21 protein-coding genes are annotated in these 21,011 nt (G+C 63.3%); 2 read left to right on the top strand and 19 right to left on the bottom strand.

Annotated features, from left to right (window positions below; all coding sequences use genetic code 11):
* Positions 1–10: 10 nt before the first annotated feature.
* Positions 11–1,633: a carboxyl transferase domain-containing protein gene (locus DIC66_RS14180; RefSeq protein ID WP_117178321.1), complete on the bottom strand. Its 1,623-nt coding sequence runs from the start codon at positions 1,631–1,633 to the stop codon at positions 11–13.
* 249 nt (positions 1,634–1,882) lie between these two features.
* Between DIC66_RS14180 and DIC66_RS14175 the strand changes: the two genes are divergently transcribed.
* On the top strand, positions 1,883–2,857 hold the full coding sequence (locus DIC66_RS14175; RefSeq protein WP_233505925.1) for an AraC family transcriptional regulator: 975 nt from the start codon (positions 1,883–1,885) through the stop codon (positions 2,855–2,857).
* 16 nt (positions 2,858–2,873) lie between these two features.
* Here DIC66_RS14175 and DIC66_RS14170 read toward each other — a convergent pair whose 3' ends face one another.
* The 12 genes from DIC66_RS14170 to DIC66_RS14115 all read right to left on the bottom strand — a co-directional run bounded on the left by DIC66_RS14170 (position 2,874) and on the right by DIC66_RS14115 (position 12,434).
* Positions 2,874–3,524: an HAD family hydrolase gene (locus DIC66_RS14170; protein ID WP_233505924.1), complete on the bottom strand. Its 651-nt coding sequence runs from the start codon at positions 3,522–3,524 to the stop codon at positions 2,874–2,876.
* Positions 3,521–3,964, bottom strand: coding sequence for a YchJ family protein (locus tag DIC66_RS14165; protein WP_117178315.1), 444 nt, complete (start codon positions 3,962–3,964; stop codon positions 3,521–3,523). Before DIC66_RS14165 ends, DIC66_RS14170 begins: the two co-directional genes overlap by 4 nt.
* Positions 3,961–4,386, bottom strand: coding sequence for a rhodanese-like domain-containing protein (locus DIC66_RS14160; RefSeq protein WP_117178313.1), 426 nt, complete (start codon positions 4,384–4,386; stop codon positions 3,961–3,963). The genes DIC66_RS14165 and DIC66_RS14160 overlap by 4 nt, the downstream gene beginning before the upstream one ends.
* Before the next feature lie 47 nt (positions 4,387–4,433).
* On the bottom strand, positions 4,434–5,357 hold the full coding sequence (locus DIC66_RS14155; protein ID WP_117178311.1) for an MBL fold metallo-hydrolase: 924 nt from the start codon (positions 5,355–5,357) through the stop codon (positions 4,434–4,436).
* Positions 5,358–5,360: 3 nt separating this feature from the next.
* On the bottom strand, positions 5,361–6,491 hold the full coding sequence (locus tag DIC66_RS14150) for an acyl-CoA dehydrogenase family protein (RefSeq protein ID WP_117178309.1): 1,131 nt from the start codon (positions 6,489–6,491) through the stop codon (positions 5,361–5,363).
* 30 nt (positions 6,492–6,521) lie between these two features.
* The gene (locus tag DIC66_RS14145; RefSeq protein ID WP_117178307.1) at positions 6,522–7,196 is read right to left on the bottom strand and encodes an SDR family oxidoreductase; all 675 of its coding nucleotides are present in this window, start codon (positions 7,194–7,196) and stop codon (positions 6,522–6,524) included.
* 418 nt (positions 7,197–7,614) lie between these two features.
* Positions 7,615–8,796 (bottom strand): acetyl-CoA C-acyltransferase, encoded by a 1,182-nt coding sequence (locus tag DIC66_RS14140; protein ID WP_117178305.1) that lies wholly within the window; start codon positions 8,794–8,796, stop codon positions 7,615–7,617.
* A gap of 39 nt (positions 8,797–8,835) precedes the next feature.
* Positions 8,836–9,624, bottom strand: a complete 789-nt coding sequence (locus DIC66_RS14135; protein ID WP_233505923.1) for an alpha/beta hydrolase — start codon at positions 9,622–9,624, stop codon at positions 8,836–8,838.
* A gap of 6 nt (positions 9,625–9,630) precedes the next feature.
* Positions 9,631–10,293 (bottom strand): carbonate dehydratase, encoded by a 663-nt coding sequence (gene can / locus DIC66_RS14130; protein WP_117178301.1) that lies wholly within the window; start codon positions 10,291–10,293, stop codon positions 9,631–9,633.
* 44 nt (positions 10,294–10,337) lie between these two features.
* Entirely contained in the window at positions 10,338–11,519 is a 1,182-nt protein-coding gene (locus tag DIC66_RS14125) for an isovaleryl-CoA dehydrogenase (protein ID WP_117178300.1), read from the bottom strand.
* A 32-nt stretch (positions 11,520–11,551) separates the two neighbouring features.
* The gene (locus DIC66_RS14120; RefSeq protein ID WP_233505922.1) at positions 11,552–11,983 is read right to left on the bottom strand and encodes a PaaI family thioesterase; all 432 of its coding nucleotides are present in this window, start codon (positions 11,981–11,983) and stop codon (positions 11,552–11,554) included.
* On the bottom strand, positions 11,973–12,434 hold the full coding sequence (locus DIC66_RS14115) for a MerR family transcriptional regulator (protein WP_117178298.1): 462 nt from the start codon (positions 12,432–12,434) through the stop codon (positions 11,973–11,975). Before DIC66_RS14115 ends, DIC66_RS14120 begins: the two co-directional genes overlap by 11 nt.
* 108 nt (positions 12,435–12,542) lie before the next feature.
* On the opposite strand from DIC66_RS14115, the gene DIC66_RS14110 reads away from it, so the two are divergent.
* A complete protein-coding gene (locus DIC66_RS14110) occupies positions 12,543–13,595 on the top strand; it encodes an MBL fold metallo-hydrolase (protein WP_117178296.1) in 1,053 nt (350 codons plus the stop codon).
* A 12-nt stretch (positions 13,596–13,607) separates the two neighbouring features.
* Here the strand turns inward: DIC66_RS14110 and DIC66_RS14105 are convergent, their stop codons facing one another.
* The 6 genes from DIC66_RS14105 to DIC66_RS14080 all read right to left on the bottom strand — a co-directional run bounded on the left by DIC66_RS14105 (position 13,608) and on the right by DIC66_RS14080 (position 20,828).
* The gene (locus tag DIC66_RS14105) at positions 13,608–14,618 is read right to left on the bottom strand and encodes a M48 family metallopeptidase (RefSeq protein ID WP_117178294.1); all 1,011 of its coding nucleotides are present in this window, start codon (positions 14,616–14,618) and stop codon (positions 13,608–13,610) included.
* A 52-nt stretch (positions 14,619–14,670) separates the two neighbouring features.
* Positions 14,671–15,216, bottom strand: a complete 546-nt coding sequence (gmhB, locus tag DIC66_RS14100; RefSeq protein ID WP_117178292.1) for a D-glycero-beta-D-manno-heptose 1,7-bisphosphate 7-phosphatase — start codon at positions 15,214–15,216, stop codon at positions 14,671–14,673.
* 17 nt (positions 15,217–15,233) lie between these two features.
* Positions 15,234–17,378 carry a glycine--tRNA ligase subunit beta gene (gene glyS / locus DIC66_RS14095; protein WP_117178290.1) on the bottom strand — a complete coding sequence of 715 codons (2,145 nt, stop codon included), beginning with the start codon at positions 17,376–17,378 and terminating at the stop codon, positions 15,234–15,236.
* Between the two features lies 1 nt (position 17,379).
* Positions 17,380–18,285 (bottom strand): glycine--tRNA ligase subunit alpha, encoded by a 906-nt coding sequence (gene glyQ / locus DIC66_RS14090; RefSeq protein WP_117178288.1) that lies wholly within the window; start codon positions 18,283–18,285, stop codon positions 17,380–17,382.
* A 90-nt stretch (positions 18,286–18,375) separates the two neighbouring features.
* A complete protein-coding gene (lnt, locus tag DIC66_RS14085) occupies positions 18,376–19,923 on the bottom strand; it encodes an apolipoprotein N-acyltransferase (protein WP_117178286.1) in 1,548 nt (515 codons plus the stop codon).
* Between the two features lie 35 nt (positions 19,924–19,958).
* Positions 19,959–20,828 (bottom strand): HlyC/CorC family transporter, encoded by an 870-nt coding sequence (locus DIC66_RS14080; protein ID WP_117178284.1) that lies wholly within the window; start codon positions 20,826–20,828, stop codon positions 19,959–19,961.
* Positions 20,829–21,011 lie beyond the last annotated feature (183 nt).

Genomic DNA, 21,011 nt, shown 5'->3' with positions numbered 1-21,011 from the left:
ATCATACACATTACATGCGGAACACGCCAAACTTGGTGTCCGGGATGGGCGCATTGAGCGAGGCCGACAGACCCAACGCCAGCACCCGGCGCGTGTCGGCCGGATCGATGATGCCGTCGTCCCACAGGCGGGCGGTGGCGTAGTAGGGGTGGCCTTGTTCTTCGTACTGGCGGCGTATGGGGGCTTTGAAGGATTCTTCTTCCTCCACGCTCCAGGCGCCGCCCTTGCCTTCGATGCCATCGCGCTTGACTGTTGCCAGTACGCTGGCGGCCTGCTCGCCGCCCATGACGCTGATGCGCGCGTTGGGCCACATCCACAGGAAGCGGGGGCCAAAGGCGCGGCCGCACATGCCATAGTTGCCCGCGCCAAAGCTGCCGCCAATGATGATGGTGAACTTCGGCACCGCCGCCGTGGCCACCGCCGTGACCATCTTGGCGCCGTTGCGGGCAATGCCCTCGTTCTCGTACTTGCGCCCGACCATGAAGCCCGTGATGTTCTGCAAGAACACCAGCGGAATCTTGCGCTGGCAGCACAGCTCGATGAAGTGCGCGCCCTTCAAGGCCGACTCTGAAAACAGAATGCCGTTGTTGGCGATGATGCCCACCGGCATGCCCTCCACATGCGCAAAGCCGCAGACCAGCGTGGCGCCGTAGCGCGGCTTGAACTCGTGCAGCTCCGAGCCGTCGACGATGCGGGCAATGATCTCGCGCACGTCAAAGGGCTTGCGCGTGTCGGTGGGGATGACGCCATAGAGCTCTTCGGCTGCGAACTTCGGTGGCACCGGTGCCTGGGTGCTCAGCGCCGTGGCCTTGTTCTTATTCAGGTTGGCAATGGCCTCGCGCGCCAGCGAGAGCGCATGCAGGTCGTTTTGCGCCAGGTGGTCGGCCACCCCCGAGAGGCGCGTGTGCACATCGCCGCCGCCCAGGTCCTCGGCACTCACCACCTCGCCGGTGGCGGCCTTCACCAGCGGGGGACCGCCCAGAAAAATCGTGCCCTGGTTTTTGACGATGATGGTCTCGTCGCTCATGGCCGGTACATAGGCGCCGCCTGCGGTGCAGCTGCCCATCACCACGGCAACCTGCGAGATGCCCTGCGCGCTCATGTTCGCCTGGTTGAAGAAGATGCGGCCAAAGTGCTCACGGTCTGGAAACACCTCGTCCTGGTTGGGCAGATTGGCGCCACCGGAGTCCACCAGGTACACACAGGTGAGCATGTTTTGCGCCGCCACTTCCTGGGCGCGCAAATGTTTTTTGACCGTCATGGGGTAATAGCTGCCGCCCTTCACCGTGGCGTCGTTGCAAACGACCATGCAGTCCACACCGCTGATGCGGCCTATGCCCACAATCAGCCCAGCGCCAGGTGCACTGTCCGTGCCATCGCGGTCCGGGTACAGGCCCAGGGCCGCCAGGGGGCAGAGTTCCAGAAAGGGCGTGCCGGGGTCCAACAACATGGCCACGCGCTCGCGTGGCAGCAGCTTGCCGCGGGCCGTGTGCTTGGCGCGGGCCGCGTCCCCACCGCCCAGCGCCACCCTGCCGATCTGCATATTGAGGTCGGCCACCACGGCACGCATGGCGCTGGCATGGGCCAGAAACTCGGCCGAGCGGGGGTTGAGTTTGGATTCCAGAACGGGCATGGTGCGGTCTCTCAAAAGCGGTCAGCGGTGCCAGAGCATAGGCCACCGCGCACCGAAAAGCGCGCCAGCAGGGTTGCAAATCCTGCCACAATCCGCACAGCCATGAAAACAAGTTCTCCTGCGCAAACCGCTGGCCGCCCCCCCGCCCGTCTGAAGCCTCGCGCTGTCGCCCAACCCGGAACGGGCTCGACATATGCTGAAGCTCTTGGAGGTGCAAGAGCCGAGACACCGGTTGCTTTCCTGAACGCCATGCTGCTGGCCTACGCCCGGCGTGGCATCAGCCCGCGTGGCCTTCTGGAGCAGGCACAAATTGCGCCATCATTTCTGAAGAAGCCAGGCAACCGCGTCACGGCGTTGCAGTTTGAACAGGCATCGGCATTGGCCATGCAGGAACTCGACGACGAGGCCCTGGGCTGGTTCGAGCGTCCCCTGCCCTGGGGCAGTTACGGCATGCTGGTGCGCGCCTCGCTCACCGCGCCCACACTGGCGGTGGCGCTCAAGCGCTGGTGTCGCCACCACAACCTGCTGACCCGCAGCATTGCGCTGCAGCTCACGGTGCAGGACGGGCTGGCATCACTGGAGCTGGTGGAGTTGCAGGACCTGGGTGCGCTGCGCGAGTTCTGCATTGTCTCGGTGCTGCGCAATGCGCTGGGTGTGGCCTGCTGGCTAAGCGACTCGCGCATTGCACTGGCCCAGACCACGCTGCGTTATGCCGCACCCAAACACCAGAGCAGCTACCGCGTGCTGTTTGAGGGGCCCTGCAGCTTCAACACTGACGCCAACCGTCTGCAGTTTGATGCGGGCTATCTGGCCCTGCCCGTGCGCCGCGACGAAGCCGCCTTGCAGCGCATGCTGGAGCGCGCCCTGCTGCTCACCGTGCGCCCTTACCGGCGCGACCGCCTGCTGGTGGAAAAGGTACGCCAGACGCTGGCCCAGTTCCCGACGGAGACGCGCCGGGCAGAGGACCTGGCGCACAGGCTGAACCTGTCGGTGCGCACGCTGCACCGCCAACTCAAGGACGAAGGCAGCAGCCTGCAGCAACTCAAGGACGCCGTGCGCCGCGACCTGGCGATGGACTTGCTACACCGCAGCAACAAGCCGCTCAAGCAGATCGCGGCAGCCGTGGGGTTCCTGAGCGAGAAGAGCTTTATGCGCGCCTTCAGGGGCTGGACGGGCAAGACGCCGGATGACTACCGGACCCAGCGAAACGCACCGTCAGTGTGAAACGGCCCCACCACACTCAGCGCAGCAAGCCCGGCAAATCGGCCATATCGGCAAACACGCGGCTGGCCCCGGCATCCAGCAAATGCTGGCCACTGCCATGCGGCGCGTAGGCGAACACGGTGGCACCGGCGGCCACGCCGGCTGTCAGGCCGGTGATGGTGTCTTCCACCACGGCGCAGCGGCGTGGGTCCACGCCCAGGTGGGCGGCCGCGGCCAGGTAGACATCGGGGAAGGGTTTGGAACGCGGCATTTCGTGGCCACTGAATATGCGGCCCTCGAAGTATTCGGCAAGACCCACTTTTTGCAGCATCAGCTCGATCTTGAAACGGTCGGCACCCGAGGCACAGGCGATGCGGCCACGGGTCAGGTCGTACAACTGGCTGACCGTGCTGTGGATGTTGGCAATGGCCTGGATGTCGGCGTCCAGCGCCGCATTGCGGCGTTCGCGAAAGGACATCAGCCAAGCGTGGGTGAGGGGCTGGCCGGTGCGGACCTCGATCTGCACTTGTTCGTCCATCACCGTGTTGCCGACAAAGATGTCCATGCACTCCTGCAGCGTGAGCGTCCAGCCCTGCTCTTCCAGCATGTCACGCAGGATGCCGTTGGTAATGGCCTCCGAGTCCACCAACACGCCATCGCAATCGAATAAAACGGCTTCAAATTTCACAAGGCATCTCCATCCACATACAGCCAGCGCCCCTGCTCGCATACAAAACGGCTGCGCTCATGCAGGCGCACTGCGGCCCCATGCAGGGGCTTTTGGCGCGCCACGAATTCCACTTCGGCCGTGGCCTCGCCCGTCTGACGATGCGCGCGCACTTCCAGGCCCAGCCACTTCACACCGGGCTCGAAAGCGATGCTCTCAGGCCGGTGACTGGCGGACCAGCTGCTGAGCAAATAGGCCTCGCGCTCCAGTACGAAGGCGCTGTAGCGCGAGCGCATCAGGCTTTCGGCATCGGGCGGGGTGGCGTCGCCACTCTGCGCGGCGGCTTCCAGCCAGCGGCCGCAGCAGTTGGCGTAGGTAAGGGCTTTGCCTGGACTTCCTGCATTGCCAGTGCCAGTCTTGCGCCCACAGGGGCAAGGGCTGCCCGGCGCGCACTCCTTCATGCCTTGGCCGCAGCGCGCTTGGCTTTTTGCTGCTCCAGCGTCTCGGTGGGTGCGCCCTGCTTGAGCCACTCGGCATAGCCACCGTCGATGTGGGCCACATTGGTCATGCCCATGTCCTGCAGGGCTTTGGTGGCCAGGGCGCTGCGCCAGCCTGCGCCGCAGAAGAGGATGAACTCGCGGCTCTCGTCGGCAAAGAGCTTCTTGAAATAGGGGGACTCCGGATCCACCCAGAACTCCAGCATGCCGCGCGGTGCGTGGAAGGAGCCCACGACGGTGCCCTGGTCGAGTTCGCGGATGTCGCGGATGTCGACAATCTGCACGGCCGGGTCATTCAGGCGCGCTTGCACCTGTTCCACCGAATAGGTGGTGACCTGGGCCATGGCCTCGTCCACGAGCGTGCGGAATCCTTTGGTGATGGGCATGGTTGTGTCTCCTTGTTTTGGTAACGGTAGCAGCTTAATGGGTGGCTTCAGGCGTTGTGCAATTGCTGGCCCTGCAGGGTCGCAGCACCGGCACGCACCAGATCGTGCACCAGCGCATCCACGGCCTGCGCCAGCGTGTGCGTGGGGTACTGGCTGGCAACCAGACGGCTGACATAGGGCGTGGCTTCGGCCCAGGCCTGCAGGGCGCTCAGGCTCACGCTTTGCCACTCCAGCAGCTTGAACTTGAGCAGCACCTTGGCCGCGTGTTGCAGGTGGCGCGCCGGGTCGGCGACAAAGCCGTCCAGGCGCTGGCGTGCGCGGGCCAGGGCCTCAGTCACATCCGTGAAGGGCGCACCGTGGCCGGGGATGACCAGAGCGGGTTGCAGCGCTTCAATCAGGTCCAGGGTTTGGCCCACGCAGTCAAAGGCATCGTCGCCATCCAGCTCGGGGAACACTACGCCAAAGCCGCGCTGCCACAGCGCGTCGGCCGAGACCAGCAGGCGGCTGATGGGCTCGAACAGCACCACGGAATGCGTGTCGTGGCCCGGGGCTGCGTGCACCTGCCAGCTTTGGTCGCCCAGCTGCACTTCGGTGCCCGGCTGCAGCGTGGCATCAAAGCCAAAGCGCGGGCAGTTTTGTCCGGTGGCCTGGTAGCTCAGCGCGGCCTCATTCCACACCGCCACCTGTGTGGATTCTCCCGGCGGGATGAGCGTCTGCAGCTGCGGGTAGCGGGCCTGCAAGGCCGCGTTGCCACCGCAGTGGTCGCTGTGCAAATGGGTGTTGAGCAGCAGGTCCAACGTGCGCCTCTGCAAACCAGACTCGACCAGCTGCAGGGTTTGCGCGCTGTGCGTGCAGTAACCGCTGTCGATCAGGGCGGTGCTGTCCTGCCCCACAAAAAGGATGTTGTTGCTGGAGAGCCAGCCTCGCTCCAGCACCTGGACGCCTGGCGGCAGTTTCACATCGACGCCCATGCCTCAGGCCAGCGCGCGCTGGATGATGATCTTCTGCACGTCGCTGGTGCCCTCGTAGATCTGGCAGACGCGCACATCGCGGTAGATGCGCTCCACGGGGAAGTCCGTGACATAGCCATAGCCACCCAGGGTCTGGATGGCCACGCTGCAGACTTTTTCTGCCATCTCGCTGGCAAACAGCTTGGCCATGGCGGCCTCTTTCAGGCAAGGCCTGCCCGCATCGCGCAGGGCTGCGGCGTGCCAGATGAGCTGGCGTGCGGCCTCGATCTGCGTGGCGCATTCGGCCAGCCGAAAGCCCACAGCCTGGTGGTTGAAGATGGCCGTGCCAAAGCTTTGCCTGTCCTTGGCATAGGCCACTGCCACTTCGAAGGCGCTGCGTGCCATGCCCACGCTTTGCGCGGCAATGCCGATGCGCCCACCCTCCAGGCCGCCCAGGGCAATGCCATAGCCCTCGCCCTCTTTGCCAATGAGGTTCTCTACCGGGATGCGGCAGTTGTCGAAGTTGATCTGCGCCGTGTCACTGCTGTGCTGGCCCAGCTTGTCTTCCAGGCGCGCCACGGTGTAGCCCTCGGCATTCGTGGGCACGAGGAAGGCACTCATGCCTTTTTTACCAGCGCCCTTGTCGGTCACGGCCAGCACGATAGCCACGTCGCCGTTCTTGCCACTGGTGATGAACTGCTTGACGCCATTGAGCACATAGCTGTCGCCGTTTCTCACTGCCGTGGTGCGCAGGGCGGAGGCGTCCGAGCCCACATGCGGCTCGGTCAGACAAAACGCACCCAGCATCTGGCCCTGCGCCAGCGGCGTGAGCCACTGCTGCTTTTGCTGCGCATTGCCGTAGCGCATGAGGATGGCGTTGACCGGGCAGTTGGTCACGCTGATCACGGTGCTGGTGCCACCGTCACCGGCCGCAATCTCTTCCAGCACCAGAGCCAGTGTGAGGTAGTCCAGCCCGGCGCCGCCCAGCTCTTCGGGCACACAGATGCCATAAGCCCCGAGCGCGGCCAGGCCCTTGTGGACGTCCTTGGGAAAGTGGTGCTCCTTGTCCCAGCGGGGCGCGTTGGGCCAGAGCTCGGCCTGCGCAAAGTCGCGCACGGCGTCGCGAATCATTTCCTGGTCTTGGGTCAGCAGCATGGTCTTCCTCTGTGTTGTCTTTTGATGTGGCTACCAGGTGGTGAAGGCGGCGCCGTCCCAGTTCAGAAAGGGCACCTGCGGCGGCTTGGGGGCCCCCTTTAAACCAAGCAGCGTGCGGCGCATGCCGGACACGCTGTCTTCCACATGCAGAGGTGCCGCGGCCGTGCCCATATCGGTCTGCACCCAACCAGGGTGGAACAGCACAAAGCCGGCGCGCGGATAGTCGGGCTGTGCGGCCACCACCGCCATGTTCAAAGCCGCCTTACTCACCTGGTACAGCCAGCCGCGGCTGCCAGACACGCCGCCGATGCGGCCCATGTCGCTGGTGATGAACGCAAACTGTCCACCCGCCTCTTCCACCCAGGGCGCCACCTGCGGAATGGCCTGCATGGCACCCAGCACGTTGGTGTGCAGCAGGCGGTCAAAGCTTTGCTGTGTGGGCGGCGAGAGCGCACCCTCTGTGGAGAACACGCCCGCAATGTAGATCGCCAGGTCGAGCTTCTCACCATCGAGCTTCCAGCTCAGGCTGCTGATGCTGGCGGGGTCGCTCACGTCGAGCTTCATAGTCTGGGCACCCAGATCCTGCAGCCGCTGCAGGCCCTCCGCATCACGTGCAGTAGCGATCACACGGTCACCCGCATCGATGTACTGCCGTGCGAACTCCAGGCCTATGCCGCGCGATGCGCCAATGAGGAGGACGTTCATGGGAGGTGGCCCTTGTTGTTTTCTTTGTGCTGATTGGTGCGTTGGCTTTTGGGGTGGCTTTGGGGGTGCATTTCGCTCTGCCGGGCTTGGGGCGCGCGCAGGCGCAGAGCAACCGGCCTCATGGTGCCAAACGCGCACAAATCGGCCGGTTGCCCTGCCCCTGCGCGCTTGTAGTGATGGGGTTGGCGCGCCGTGAAAATACCGAAGGCCAAACTACGGCTACTTCGCGAGTCGATAACCTGCGACCCATGCGAAAAAACGTGCACCCCACTCTCTCCCAGTCCAGGACGAGCGCCGTGGTCGGGTGTGCCGGGGGCCGATTTGTGCGCGTTTGGCACTATGAGGCCCCCGGCACACCCGGCCGCGGTGCGAGCGCGTGAAGACGCGTTACGCGCAAAGGGAGACACAACGCCAAAACTCAAAACATTTCCAGCGCCACCGCCGTAGCCTCACCGCCACCTATGCACAAAGTCGCCACACCGCGCTTGAGGCCCCGCGCCTTCAAGGCATGCATCAAGGTCACCATGATGCGCGCACCCGATGCACCAATGGGGTGACCCAAGGCACAGGCGCCGCCATTCACATTCACCTTCTCGTGCGGAATGGACAACTCCGCCATCAGCGCCATGGGCACTACGGCGAAGGCCTCGTTGATTTCCCACAGGTCCACATCATTCACAGACCAACCAGCCTTGGCCAGCACCTTCTGCACCGCACCCACGGGCGCGGTAGCAAACCAGTTGGGCTCCTGCGCGTGGTTGGCGTGCGCCACCAGACGGGCCAGCGGCTTGCAGCCCAACTGCACCGCCGTATCGGCACGCATCATCACCATGGCAGCGGCGCCATCGTTGATGGAGCTGCTGCTGGCGGCTGTGATGGTGCCGTCTTTTTTGAAGGCGGCGCGCAGGGTGGGAATCTTGTCGAGCTTGATCTTGCCCGGGCCTTCGTCGATGGACACCAGCACCTCGCCGGAGCGCGTCTTCACGGTGACCGGCGTGATCTCAGCCGCAAAGCCGCCGTTCTGAATAGCAGCCTGCGCGCGCTGCACGCTGGCCGTGGCGAAGGCGTCCTGCTGTTCGCGGGTGAAGCCGTATTTGGCGGCGCAGTCTTCGCCAAAGGTGCCCATGGAGCGGCCGGGCTCGTAGGCGTCTTCAAGGCCGTCCAGCATCATGTGGTCCATCACGCGGTCGTGGCCGATGCGGATGCCGGTGCGACCTTTGGGCAGCAGGTGCGGCGCATTGGTCATGCTCTCCATGCCACCTGCCACCAGCACGTCGTGGCTGCCCGCCAGCAGCATGTCGTGGGCAAACATGGCCGCGCGCATGCCGGAGCCGCACATCTTGGAGAGCGTCACCGCACCCGCGCTCTTGGGCAGGCCGCCCTTGAAGGCCGCCTGGCGCGCGGGCGCCTGGCCCTGGCCTGCCATCAGGCAGTTGCCAAAAATCACCTCGGTGACCAGCTCGGGGGCAATGCCGGCGCGCTCCACGGCGGCGCGGATGGCCGCACCGCCCAGGTCGTGCGCGGCAAGCGATGCGAAGTCGCCCAGAAAGCCACCCATGGGCGTGCGGGCGGCGCTGACGATGACAATGGATTCAGACATGGTGTGCTCCTGCTTGTGTTTTTGAATCAGATGGGGCGTTCAGTGGATCAGCGTGGCCTGGATCCACGCGGCAATGTCTTGCACCACCTGGGCCTCGATACCGTTGTAGCCGTGATAGGCCATGGCCTCGCAGGCATCGCCCCGGGTGGTGCCACCCTGGTAGCTCAGCACCTTGAAAGGAGCCTTCAGTTTGGCCGTGAGCAGGGGCAGATCGGAAAACAGACAGAGGCGGCAGGCATCCTGTTCGTGGTGGACCACCAGCACCGGCAGGCGCAATGGCTCGAGATCCATCTGCGGCAGGGCGCGGGACTTGGGGTCATTCAGGATGGACGAGGTCAACACCAGCGCATTCGGCCCCCCTGCATCCAAGGTAGCAATGGCCACTGCCGCAGCCGATTGCGTGCCCCGGCTGGTACCCACCAGCACCACAGGCCTGGAGGTGCGTTGGCGGATATCGGCGATGACGGAGCGCAGATCGGTGGCGTGTTCCGCCGATTGCCGAAAGCCGCTTAGATAGGGCGGGCTCTGGCGGTCCGAGGGGGCATCGACCAAGGCAACGGCCAGCCCCTGTGCGAGGAATTTGTCGCGGCTGCGCGCCAGAAAATTGCCAGCCCCGGCACCCAGGACGCCCTCGGCGGACAGATTCAAATTGCCAGCGCCACCAATCAGCAGGACCACGGTGGCATCGAAGCGCTCGGGCTCCTGCCACAAGTAGCGCTGCGTCACCCCGGGCCGGCTGGGCAGGTCCCGCACAGCCTGGGTCTGCGCCTGCGCGGCGCCCAGCACCAGCAGGGCTGTTGCGGCTAGCAAACGAAGAAAGGGGAACACGCTGATCTATTTGTTCAACCGCGGCATCAGGCGAACGCCGGATACGGCTTCGCGGTACAGCGCATCCAGATCCGACTCGGCGGTGATGGTCATGTGCAGGTCGTGCAACAGGCCATCGGCCAGGCCATACACCCAGCCGTGCAGGGTGACGTCCTGGCCTCTGCCCCAAGCGTCCTGCAGCACGGTGCTTTGCGCCACGTTGACCACCTGCTCGATGACATTGAGTTCGCACAGGGCTTGTGCGCGCCCGTGTTCGGGCAGGGCTTCGAGCACTTCACGGTGGCGGTCGCGCACATCCTGGATGTGGCGCAGCCAGTTGTCGGCCAGGCCGATGCGGGCACCTTCCAGGGCGGCCTGCACGCCGGAGCAGCCATAGTGGCCCACCACCATCACGTGTTCGACCTTGATGCGCTCGACTGCAAACTGGATGGTGGACAGGGCATTCAGGTCCGAGTGCACCACCACGTTGGCAACATTACGGTGCACAAACACCTCGCCCGGATCCAGGCCGGTGATTTCATTGGCGGGCACGCGGCTGTCAGAGCAGCCAATCCACATGTACTTGGGGCGCTGCTGGTTGGCCAAGCCGGTAAAAAAGCCGGGGCGCTTTTTCACGATGTCGGCGGCCCAGGCGCGGTTGTTGGCAAAGAGGTTGTTTAGTTCGGTCATGGATAGGTGGACTGGACCCAATAGATGGGTGGTTGGATTGGCATTTACATGGTTTCAGCGAACAATTCGCGGCCAATAAGCATACGGCGAATTTCACTGGTGCCGGCACCGATCTCATACAGCTTGGCATCGCGCCATAGACGGCCCAGGGGGTAGTCGTTGATATAGCCATTGCCCCCGAAAATCTGCACGCCCTCACCCGCCATCCAGGTGGCTTTTTCGGCGCACCAGAGGATGACGGAGGCACAGTCCTTGCGCACCTGGCGCACGTGTTCCACGCCCAGCAGGTCCAGGTTCTTGGCCACGGTGTAGGCAAAGGAGCGCCCTGCCTGCAGTACGGTGTACATATCGGCCACCTTGCCCTGTATCAGCTGGAACTCACCAATGCTCTGGCCGAACTGCTTGCGGTCGTGGATGTAGGGCACCACGTTGTCCATGACGGACTGCATAATGCCCAGCGGTCCGCCGGTGAGCACCGCGCGCTCGTAGTCCAGGCCGCTCATCAGCACCTTGGCGCCCTGGTTCAGGCCACCCAGCACATTGGCCAGCGGCACTTCGACATTGTTGAAGACCAGCTCGCCGGTGTGGCTGCCGCGCATGCCCAGCTTGTCGAGCTTTTGGGCAATGGAAAAACCCTTCATGCCTTTTTCAATGAGGAAGGCGGTGACTCCGCGCGCGCCCAGTTCAGGCTCGCTCTTGGCGTAGACCACCAGCGTGTCGGCATCGGGGCCGTTGGTGATCCACATCTTGTTGCCGTTGAGCAGGTAGTAGCCACCCTTGTCCTCGGCGCGCAGCTTCATGCTCAGCACATCGCTGCCCGCGCCAGGCTCGCTCATGGCCAGGGCGCCCACGTGCTCACCGCTGATGAGTTTGGGCAGGTATTTGGCGCGCTGTTCCGGCGTGCCATTGCGCTTGATCTGGTTGACGCACAGGTTGCTGTGCGCGCCATAGGACAGGCCCACCGAGGCGCTGGCGCGCGAAATTTCTTCCATGGCAATCATGTGTGCCAGGTAGCCCATGTTGGCGCCACCGTATTCCTCGCCCACGGTGATACCCAGCACACCCAGAGCACCCATCTTCTGCCACAGGTCCATGGGGAACTGGTCGCTGCGGTCGATCTCGGCGGCGCGCGGGGCGATTTCTTCCTGGGCAAAGGTGCGCACGGCGTCGCGCAGGGCGTCTATGTCTTCGCCGAGTTGGAAGTTCAGTCCGGGCAGGTTGTTCATTGCGGGTCTCCTAGTTTTGGGTAGTTATTTGGTCAGTACGTCTTGGGTACCGGCACCAGGGTTTGCTGCATGACCGCGCAGGCGTTTTGCGTGCCGTCCGCGGCCACATGCACCACCTCGGCGCTGGTGACGATCAGGCGGCGCCCGCCCTTGATGACACGGCCTGTGGCGCGCAATTCACCGGCGGCAAAACCGGCCAGGAAGTTGATCTTGTATTCGGCGGTGGTGACTTCCATGCCCTCGGCGGCCACGGTCAGTCCGGCATAGCCTCCGGCGATATCGGCCAGGGCGCCCATGGCGCCACCGTGAAAACCATCCTGCTGTTGCGAGACCTTGTCGGAGTACGGCAGGGCAATCTCCACCAGGCCAGGCTCCACACGCAACAGGCGCGCGCCCAGGTGGCGCATCATGCCCTGGCGGTCCAGGCTGTCCTGCACGCGCTTCCAGAGGGCTTCATGCGGCATGGGGTGCGGCCTTGGTAGTTTTGGGTTTGGCAACTGCCTTGGGCCGGGCATGGGCAACAGGCTTGGCATCTTGCTTGGCCAGCAAAGCGCGGGCCTCGCGCTGGTGCACCTTGATCTCTTCCAGATTGGCCTGCAAGTCTGCCATCTGTTCTTCAATCTGCTTGCGGTGCAGGGCCAGCACGTCCAAAAACTTGGTGAGCTGCGCGCCGGTATCGCGCGGGCTGTCGTACATCTCGATGATGTCGCGCGCCTCGGTCAGGCTCAGACCCAGGCGCTTGGCGCGCAGGGTGAGCTTGAGGCGGGTGCGGTCGCGCACGCTGTAGATGCGGTTGCGCCCGCCCGGGCCGCTGCGCTCGGGCTGCAGCAACCCCAGGTCTTCGTAAAAACGGATGGCGCGGGTGGTGAGGTCAAACTCACGCGCCAGATCGCCGATGGTGTAGGTAGTGGTCATACGAGTTTCCGGGGCACCTGGGTGACAACGCGCGGCCACTGCACTGTCTACAATGGCGGCCGCAGTTGACGTTTACGTAAACGTCAATTATGAAGCATAAAGAAGCCCATGAACGAACTTGAAAAGCAGCTGCACTATCCCCTGGGCGAAACCCTGCCCGAGCCCGGGCGTTGCCTGGAAGTGGCACCCGGCGTGAAGTGGATCCGCATGGCGCTGCCCTTTGCGCTCAACCACATCAACCTCTGGCTGCTGCGCGACGAGATCGATGGCGTAGCAGGCTGGAGCATTGTGGACTGCTGCATCCACCGCGAGGAGGCCCGGGCCCAGTGGGAAGAGATCTTCGCCAACGAGCTGGAAGGCCTGCCGGTGCTGCGCATCATCGTCACCCACATGCACCCGGACCATATTGGCCTGGCGCACTGGCTGTGCACCCGCTGGAACGCGCCGCTGTATATCAGCGCCACCGACTTTATGGTGGTACGCATGGCCTGCACCGGGCAAGACACCTTCAGTGGCGAGCGCACGGTGCAGTTTTACGCACAGCATGGACTGAACGACGCCGAGACAGCGCGCAAACTACTGGAGCGCAAGCCCTACTTCACGAACCTGGTGCCGTCAGTCCCCGACCAGTTCCACCGACTGCTGGATGGCGGCACGCTGCAAATTGGCGCGCACCGCTGGAGCTGCATCAGCGGCTACGGCCACGCGCCCGAACACATGGCGCTGTACTGCGCGGACTTGAGTGTGCTGATTGGTGGCGACATGATGCTGCCGCGCATTTCCACCAACGTGAGTGTGTACGAGCAGGAGCCCGAGGCCGATGCGCTGACCCTGTTCCTCTCCTCCATTGACCGCTTTCTGCCCTTGCCTGCGGACACGCTGGTGCTGCCTTCGCACGGCAAGCCCTTCACCGGTCTGCACACGCGCATAGGCCAGTTGCACGACCACCACCGCGAGCGCCTGGCCGATGTCATGCAGGCCTGCAGCGCCAAGCCCTGCAGCGCCGCGGATGTGTTGCCCGTGCTGTTCAAGCGGCCGCTGGACTTTCACCAGATCACCTTTGCCCTGGGCGAGGCGGTGGCGCATTTGCATGCGCTGTGGCATGGCGGGCAGTTACGGCGGCAGTTGGAGGCGGACGGGGTGTATCGCTTCAGCCCTTAGCGCTTTATTGCCTTACCACTTGGGGACTGCGTCTTCCTTGAGCTGCGCCCGCAGACTCTGGTAGTCCGGCACCACGGTGGCCACGGTGTTCCAGAAGTTCTGGCTGTGGTCCATCACCCGCAGGTGGCTGAGCTCGTGTGCCACCACGTAGTCAATCACCGGTTGGCGGAAATGGATCAGCCGCCAGTTCAGGCGGATGGAGCCATCGGCACTGGCGCTGCCCCAGCGTGTGCCCGCACTGCTCAGGCGCAGCTTCTTCCACTGCACGCCCAGAAGCGGCGTGAAGTGTTCCATGCGCTCCTTGAAGTTGGCCGCAGCCTGGCGCATCAGCCAGGCCTGCACGGCATCACGAATCTGGTCGGCGCTGGCGGTTTTGGGCAGGCCTACGTGCAGGGCTTGTTCGTCTGACTGGAGCTGTGCGCCGCGACCACTGAAGCCATGTGTAGGGTCCAGCACCACGGTAATGGTCTGGCCCAGAAAGGGAATTTCCACGCCATCGCGCCACTCCACGCGCGCGCTGTGGGCACGGCTTTGGCGCTCGCGCGATTCCTGCAGCTTGCGCAAAATCCAGCCTCCTTTTTCCTGCAATGCGGCATCCACTTCATGCAGCGGCGTCCAGCGCGGAGCGCGCACCACCAGACCGTCCGGCCCGATGACAAAGCCTATGGATTTACGCTTGGCCCGGGTGAAGGCATAGGCCACCACCGCATCGGCCAAGCGCACCTCACGGTTGGCCTGAGGGTGGGCAAAGTGCGCCGGGTCTATGGCGCCGGGCAGCAGGATGCCGGGCACAAAGGCGGGTTTGTCACGTGCTGGCTGTGGCTCAGCTCCGGGTGTGCTGGGCGTTAGCGCGAGCGGGCGCGCGACAGGTGGTGCCGCATAGGGGGAAGGAGAATGGGGATTTGTCCCCTTCACACGCCCCTTGTTCAAGCGTGGTTTGGTCCCGCTTTGCGTGGGCGCTGGCGGACACGCCGCCGGTTCGCTGGAGAACAGGTCCAAGGTGAAGCGCAACAGGGGCAACATGCTTGTCAACGCAGCAGAGTCAAAGCGCCAGGAAGCACGTAGTTCTGGCGCCTTACTGGCTCACCAGATGCTGGGCAAAGGCAGCCAGGTCTTCGTGCACCAGGGTGCCGGGTGGAAAGCCTTCGGGCAGTTCGCGCCCGCGCAAGGCCGCTGCCTTGCCGGTCAGCACCAGGTGCGGTGCGCAACCTACCGCGGTGCCCGCCACCAGATCACGCACCGAGTCACCCACGGTGGGCATGCCAGTGAGGTCCAGTCCATAGCGTTCTGCAATCTGCTCATACAGGCCCGAGGCCGGTTTGCGGCAGCTGCAGTTGTCTTCGGGTGCGTGCGGGCAGTAAAAGATGGCGTCGATGCGGCCACCCACCGCCGCCAGCATCTCGTGCATCTTGGCGTGCATGGCGTTAAGGGAGCTCACATCAAACAGGCCGCGTCCCAGGCCCGACTGGTTGGTCACCACCACCACATGCCACCCGGCGTGGTTGATGCGGGCAATGGCCTCCAGCGCGCCGGGCAAGGGCTGCCACTCGGCGGGCGACTTGACATACTCATCGCTGTCTTCATTGATGGTGCCGTCGCGGTCAAGGATGCAGAGTTTCATGGGAGCCCTTGTGCAGCTTAGCTGGCCAGTTTGGAGAGATCGGCCACGCGGTTCATGGCCAGATGCAGGCTCTTGAGCAGGCCCAGTCGGTTCAGGCGCAGGTCCAGTGCCTCGGCATTGACCATCACGTCTTCAAAGAAGGCGTCCACCGGAGCGCGCAATGCCGCCAGCGACTGCAGGGACGCGGTGTAGTCGCCCGCCTCCCATTGGCCTTGCGCCTGTGGCAGCACGGTTTGCATGGCTGCGTGCAGCGTCTTTTCGGCCGCCTCCACCAGCAGCACGGGGCTGACATGGGCATCCACGTCGTCGGCTTTTTTCAGGATATTGCTGATGCGCTTGTTGGCCGCTGCGAGTGCGGCGCTTGCGGGCAGGGCAGCAAAGGCGCGCACGGCCAGCAGGCGTTTGGGAATATCGCCCAGACGCTTGGGGCGCAGGGCCAGCACGGCGTCGACTTCCTGCGCGCTGTAGCCCTGCTCGCGCAGGGATCCGGCCAGGCGGTCGTAGATGAAATCGGCCAGGGCCGGTGTGGCATCGGTGATGAGCGCGCCAAAGGCCGGCACCGCAGCAGGCAGCAGCAGTTGCAGGTCCAGCGGCAGGTCTTTTTCCACCAGCATGCGGATCACGCCCAGGGCGTGGCGGCGCAGGGCGAACGGGTCCTTGTCGCCGGTGGGCAAATTGCCGATGCCAAACATGCCCACCAGGGTTTCGAGCTTGTCGGCCAGGGCCACCACCACACCCGCGCTGTTGCGCGGCAGATCGTCGCCTGCAAAGCGCGGCTTGTAGTGGTCTTCAATGGCGTAGGCGACTTCGTCTCCCAGGCCGTCATGGCGCGCGTAGTAGCCGCCCATGATGCCTTGCAGTTCGGGGAACTCGCCCACCATGTCGGTGACCAGATCGGTCTTGGCCAGGCGCGCAGCGGTATCGGCCTGTGCGGCCAGTGCCTCGCCCTGTGCCTCGCCGGACAACGCGAGCAGTTCGACAATCACTTTGGCAATGTCGCGCACGCGCTCGCTGCGCTGTCCTTGCGTGCCCAGCTTGTTGTGGTAGACCACTTTGTCCAGTCCGGCCACGCGTGATTCGAGTGTGCGCTTGCGGTCCTGGTCAAAGAAGAACTTGGCATCGGCCAGGCGCGGGCGCACCACGCGCTCGTTGCCGCCAATGACGGCGCTGGCATCTTCTGGCGAAATATTGCTGACCACCAGGAACTGGTTGCTCAGGCGGCCTGTTGCGTCGAGCAGCGGGAAGTACTTCTGATTGGCCTTCATGGTGAGAATCAGGCATTCCTGCGGCACGGCCAGAAACTGTTCTTCGAAGCTGCAAATCAGCACGTTGGGGCGCTCGACCAGACCGGTGACTTCGTCCAGCAGGGCTTCATCCTCGATGGCCCGGGCACCATGGCCTACCTTGGCAGCAGCCTCAGTCAACTGGCGCACGATGTCGGCGCGGCGCTCGGCAAAGCTGGCAATTACGGCGCCATCGGTGCGCAGCGCGTGCGCGTAGCTGTCGGCATCGGCAAGGACTACGGGCGACACGGCCGCTTCAAACCGGTGACCCTGGGTGCTGTTGCCGGCCTTCAGGCCCAACACGCTGACCGGCACCACGTCCGCGCCATGCAGCGCCACCAGGCCGTGGGCCGGACGCACAAAGCTCACGCTGCTCCAGCCCGGCAATTCGCATCCACTCTCGGCACCCAGCTGGTAGCTCATGACCTTGGGGATGGGCAGCTTGGCCAGCGACTCTTCCAGCGCTTTTTGCAAGCCCTCGGCCAAGGTCACGCCGGTGACCATGCTTTCAAAATACAGGGCTTCGGCCTTGCCATCCAGGGCGCGCTTCAAGCCGGACACTGCGGAGGCATCGGCACCGAGGGCGGCCAGCTTCTTGAGCAGTGCGGGTGTGGCCTGGCCTTCGGCGTTCAGGCCCACCGACACAGGCATCAGCTTGGCGGACACAGATTTGTTGGCGGCCTGCGCGGCCACCGAGGTGAGGTGCACCGCCAGGCGGCGCGGTGAAGCGAAGTGGGTGACCACCGCATTGGCCACGGCCAGGCCCTGCGCCTTGAGCGAGTCCGCCAGTACGGAGGCGAATGCTTCGCCCAGCTTCTTGAGCGCCTTGGGTGGCAGCTCTTCCACAAACAGTTCAACCAGAAGGTTTTTCGTCGTCATCTTATGCAGCCTTCTTGGGCATGTTGTCTATCCATTCGCGCGGCGCCATGGGGAAGCCCAGACGCTCACGGCTCTCGTAATAACTTTGGGCCACGGCGCGCGCCAGGTTGCGGATGCGGCCAATGTAGGCGGCGCGCTCGGTCACGCTGATGGCGCCGCGTGCGTCCAGCAGGTTAAAGCTGTGCGCGCACTTGAGTACTTGCTCGTAGGCGGGCAAGGCCAATTGCACTTCGATCAGGTGCTTGGCCTGCTTCTCATGCGCAGTGAAGGCGGTGAACAGGAAGTCGGCGTCGCTGTGCTCGAAGTTGTAGGTGGATTGCTCCACTTCGTTTTGCTTGTAAACGTCTCCGTAGGACATGCCTTCCGTCCACACCAGGTTGTAGACGTTGTCCACACCCTGCAGGTACATGGCCAGGCGCTCCAGACCGTAAGTGATTTCGCCGGTGGCTGGCTTGCAGTCAATTCCGCCGACCTGCTGGAAGTAGGTGAACTGCGTGACTTCCATGCCGTTGAGCCAGACTTCCCAACCCAGGCCCCAGGCGCCCAGCGTGGGGTTTTCCCAATCGTCTTCCACGAAGCGGATGTCGTTCTTCTTCAGGTCGAAGCCCAGGGCTTCGAGTGAGCCCAGGTACAGCTCAAGAATGTTGGCCGGCGCGGGCTTGAGCACCACCTGGTATTGGTAGTAGTGCTGCAGGCGGTTGGGGTTCTCGCCGTAGCGGCCGTCTTTGGGGCGGCGGCTGGGCTGCACATAGGCGGCCTTCCAGGGCTCGGGGCCAATGGCGCGCAAAAAGGTGGCGGTGTGCGAGGTGCCTGCGCCAACTTCCATGTCATAGGGTTGCAGCAGTGCGCAACCCTGGCGGTCCCAGTAGTCCTGCAGTCTGAGAATGATTTGCTGAAAAGTAAGCATAGTTGGTGTGCAGAGATCTGCTGAGCGGGTAGCGCGTGTAAACCCCCAATTCTACGGGGCCGGGCTGCGACGCCGCGGTACGCAGCTTTCTTAGTAAGACCGTTGATGCCCTTGTGATCCCCGGCCTGCAGCACCTGGCAGCATCGCCATGGTAAGGACTGCCAAACCGAGCAACCACAAGGGCCACAGACCGAAGCGAGAGACCCACCATGCAAAAGGCGTGGTTCCCGTGCGGCCTTCCACCGTGCCAAGCAGCACACCCTGGCTCAGGCGTGGCAGGCTGGATCGCACATTCCCCTGGTAATCCATGATCACCGTCGCTCCGGTGTTGGTTGCGCGCAGAAAGGGCCTTTGGAATTCCAGTGCGCGCATACGTGATATCTGCAGATGCTGGTCGATGGCGATGGTGTCACCAAACCACCCGAGGTTGCTGACATTGGCGAAGACAGTCGGGGCCAAGGATGGGTCAATGAAACGGGCACCCAGCTCTTCCCCAAACAAGTCCTCGTAGCAGATATTGGGGGCAATGCGTTGCCCCTTCCACGCAAAGGACGGTTGCCCAATTGCGCCGCGGTTGAAATCCCCCAGCGGGATATTCATCATCCTGGTGAACCACTTGAACAGCGGCGGTATGAACTCCCCAAAGGGAACCAGATGGTGCTTGTCATAGCGCCAGGCTTGTTGGACTCCGGGCTGCAGGGCGATGACCGAGTTGGTATAGCCCTGTGTGTAATCTCCCAGCGGTATGCCAGTCAGCAGCGCACTGTGACCTTTTTGTACCTGCTGGTTCAAGGCATCCCAGTAGCCGTCGGGCAATTCCTGCGGCAGCAGTGGAATGGCTGTCTCGGGTGCCAGTACAAGGTCCGCTTGGTCGGCCTGCAGGTGTTGTGCATACCAATGCAGGGCGATCGGCACGCCGGTTCTGCTATCGAACTTTTCATCTTGCGGTATGTTTCCTTGCAACAGGGCGACCGATAGCGCGCCTGTGGATGTGGTGATCTGAAAGTGGCCAGGCAGCAAGCCTGCGAGCAGCAGAAAAACCAGACTCAGGCGGTGCAGCCACCCTGCCCTTCTGATGAATACGATGGAAGCGGCGCACCAGGCGGCAAGAGCGCCCACGCCGTAGGCGCCGAGCACCGGTATCCAATGCGACAGCGGTCCCGTGGTGTGTGCATAGGCCATGGCTCCCCAGCCGAAACCGGTGAACCAGGTACCCCGTGCCATTTCCGCCATGGTCCACAGTGCAGCGAAGAGCAACGTTGTCCTTGATGGAGACATAGCGCGGCACTTCCAGAGCAAGATGCCTGCAATGCCGTAGTACAGAGCCAAGGTACATGCCAGACCCAGAACGGCGACGATGGCCAGCACAGCAGGCAAGCCACCATAGGTATTCATCGCCACAAACAGCCACCAAAAGGTGGCACACAGCCAGGCGCTTGCATACACCGCAGCATGTGCAAACGCCAATCGTGCGCTTTTGCAGTGTTGCAGGTAGAGAAGCAGGGGAAGCATGGCCAGGATTTGCAGCCACCACTGTGGTTGCCCCGGCGTAAACAGGAGTGCAAAGGGCCAGCAAACAGCAGCCGCAGCGATGGCACCGGACAATGCCATAAGCACCGTGATGGCCCAGCTGCGCATGCGTGCACTTCTGCTGGCACGGACCTTTGCGGGTTTCAAGTTACCGACGGCTTGCTGGGCGACACCTTGAACCAGCGCACCGCTCCACCCTTGGTATGGAGCACGGAAAAGTCCAGTCCGCCCTGGCTATGGCGCTCGCCCCGCTTGGGAACATGACCCATTTCGTGGGCAATGAGCCCGCCTATGGTTTCGAAATGGTCATCCGGATCAATGCTTGCCAATGTAACGTTGAAGGCATCGTTGACCCGCTCAATGGGGGTGTCTCCACTGACACGGTAGCTGCGGTCGGGCAGTCCGAAGATGTCGCCTTCGTCTTCGGGCATATCGAACTCGTCTTCGATCTCACCCACAATTTGTTCCAGCACGTCTTCGATGGTGATCAAGCCCGCGACCCGGCCGAATTCGTCGATCACGATCGCCAAGTGGTTACGGTTGCCGCGGAAATCGCGCAACAGATCATTTAACCCCTTGGACTCGGGCACAAAAACAGCAGGGCGTATCAGTGCCCGAATATTCAGCTCGGGCGCGCGCTGCAATTTCAGCAAATCCTTGGCCAGCAGGATGCCAATGATGTTTTCCCGGTCGTTCTCGAAGACCGGAAAACGCGAATGCGCAGTGTCTATTACCTGGTGCAACAGATCGTCCATACTGGACGCGATGTCCAAAAAGTCCATCCGCGTTGCGGGCACCATTACATCCCCAGCGCTCATATCCGCCATGCGTATCACGCCTTCCAACATGAGGCGCGATTCCGCTCCAATGATGTTGTTGTCCTGCGCTTCGGCCAGCGTCTCGATCAGCTCGTCTGTGGAGTCTGGCCCCGGGTGGATGAACTCTGCCAGTTTCTGAAGAAAAGTACGTTTGTCTTCTCTTTCGCCATGGCGCGCAGGATGAGGGTCTGACACTGGATAGGTTGGCGCAAAGGCCGTTATTGCGGAATGGCTAGGATACCGGAAATGCGGTATGCGTCCGGCCATCCCATATTGACCGCTGACCTCGGTCATGCCTGACAGTTAGACAGCAATGTCTTGCCAGCGGTGCGGCAGTAATTCCCCGATCTGGCTGGCCCGCTGTGTTGGTAGACGTGT

This window comes from Rhodoferax lacus, from assembly GCF_003415675.1.
GTDB lineage: Bacteria > Pseudomonadota > Gammaproteobacteria > Burkholderiales > Burkholderiaceae_C > Allorhodoferax > Allorhodoferax lacus.
Note: the sequence above shows the minus strand (reverse complement) of the source record. Positions and strands in the feature narration are given on the sequence as shown.

Excerpts from the sequence above, each read along its gene's own strand:
- DIC66_RS14180 (WP_117178321.1), bottom strand. The coding sequence starts at position 1,633 with ATGCCCGTTCTGGAATCCAAACTCAACCCCCGCTCGGCCGAGTTTCTG.
- DIC66_RS14175 (WP_233505925.1), top strand. The coding sequence starts at position 1,883 with ATGCTGCTGGCCTACGCCCGGCGTGGCATCAGCCCGCGTGGCCTTCTG.
- DIC66_RS14165 (WP_117178315.1), bottom strand. The coding sequence starts at position 3,964 with ATGAAGGAGTGCGCGCCGGGCAGCCCTTGCCCCTGTGGGCGCAAGACT.
- DIC66_RS14160 (WP_117178313.1), bottom strand. The coding sequence starts at position 4,386 with ATGCCCATCACCAAAGGATTCCGCACGCTCGTGGACGAGGCCATGGCC.
- DIC66_RS14155 (WP_117178311.1), bottom strand. The coding sequence starts at position 5,357 with ATGGGCGTCGATGTGAAACTGCCGCCAGGCGTCCAGGTGCTGGAGCGA.
- DIC66_RS14150 (WP_117178309.1), bottom strand. The coding sequence starts at position 6,491 with ATGCTGCTGACCCAAGACCAGGAAATGATTCGCGACGCCGTGCGCGAC.
- DIC66_RS14145 (WP_117178307.1), bottom strand. The coding sequence starts at position 7,196 with ATGAACGTCCTCCTCATTGGCGCATCGCGCGGCATAGGCCTGGAGTTC.
- DIC66_RS14140 (WP_117178305.1), bottom strand. The coding sequence starts at position 8,796 with ATGTCTGAATCCATTGTCATCGTCAGCGCCGCCCGCACGCCCATGGGT.
- can (WP_117178301.1), bottom strand. The coding sequence starts at position 10,293 with ATGACCGAACTAAACAACCTCTTTGCCAACAACCGCGCCTGGGCCGCC.
- DIC66_RS14125 (WP_117178300.1), bottom strand. The coding sequence starts at position 11,519 with ATGAACAACCTGCCCGGACTGAACTTCCAACTCGGCGAAGACATAGAC.
- DIC66_RS14120 (WP_233505922.1), bottom strand. The coding sequence starts at position 11,983 with ATGCCGCATGAAGCCCTCTGGAAGCGCGTGCAGGACAGCCTGGACCGC.
- DIC66_RS14115 (WP_117178298.1), bottom strand. The coding sequence starts at position 12,434 with ATGACCACTACCTACACCATCGGCGATCTGGCGCGTGAGTTTGACCTC.
- DIC66_RS14110 (WP_117178296.1), top strand. The coding sequence starts at position 12,543 with ATGAACGAACTTGAAAAGCAGCTGCACTATCCCCTGGGCGAAACCCTG.
- DIC66_RS14105 (WP_117178294.1), bottom strand. The coding sequence starts at position 14,618 with ATGTTGCCCCTGTTGCGCTTCACCTTGGACCTGTTCTCCAGCGAACCG.
- gmhB (WP_117178292.1), bottom strand. The coding sequence starts at position 15,216 with ATGAAACTCTGCATCCTTGACCGCGACGGCACCATCAATGAAGACAGC.
- glyS (WP_117178290.1), bottom strand. The coding sequence starts at position 17,378 with ATGACGACGAAAAACCTTCTGGTTGAACTGTTTGTGGAAGAGCTGCCA.
- glyQ (WP_117178288.1), bottom strand. The coding sequence starts at position 18,285 with ATGCTTACTTTTCAGCAAATCATTCTCAGACTGCAGGACTACTGGGAC.
- lnt (WP_117178286.1), bottom strand. The coding sequence starts at position 19,923 with ATGCGCAGCTGGGCCATCACGGTGCTTATGGCATTGTCCGGTGCCATC.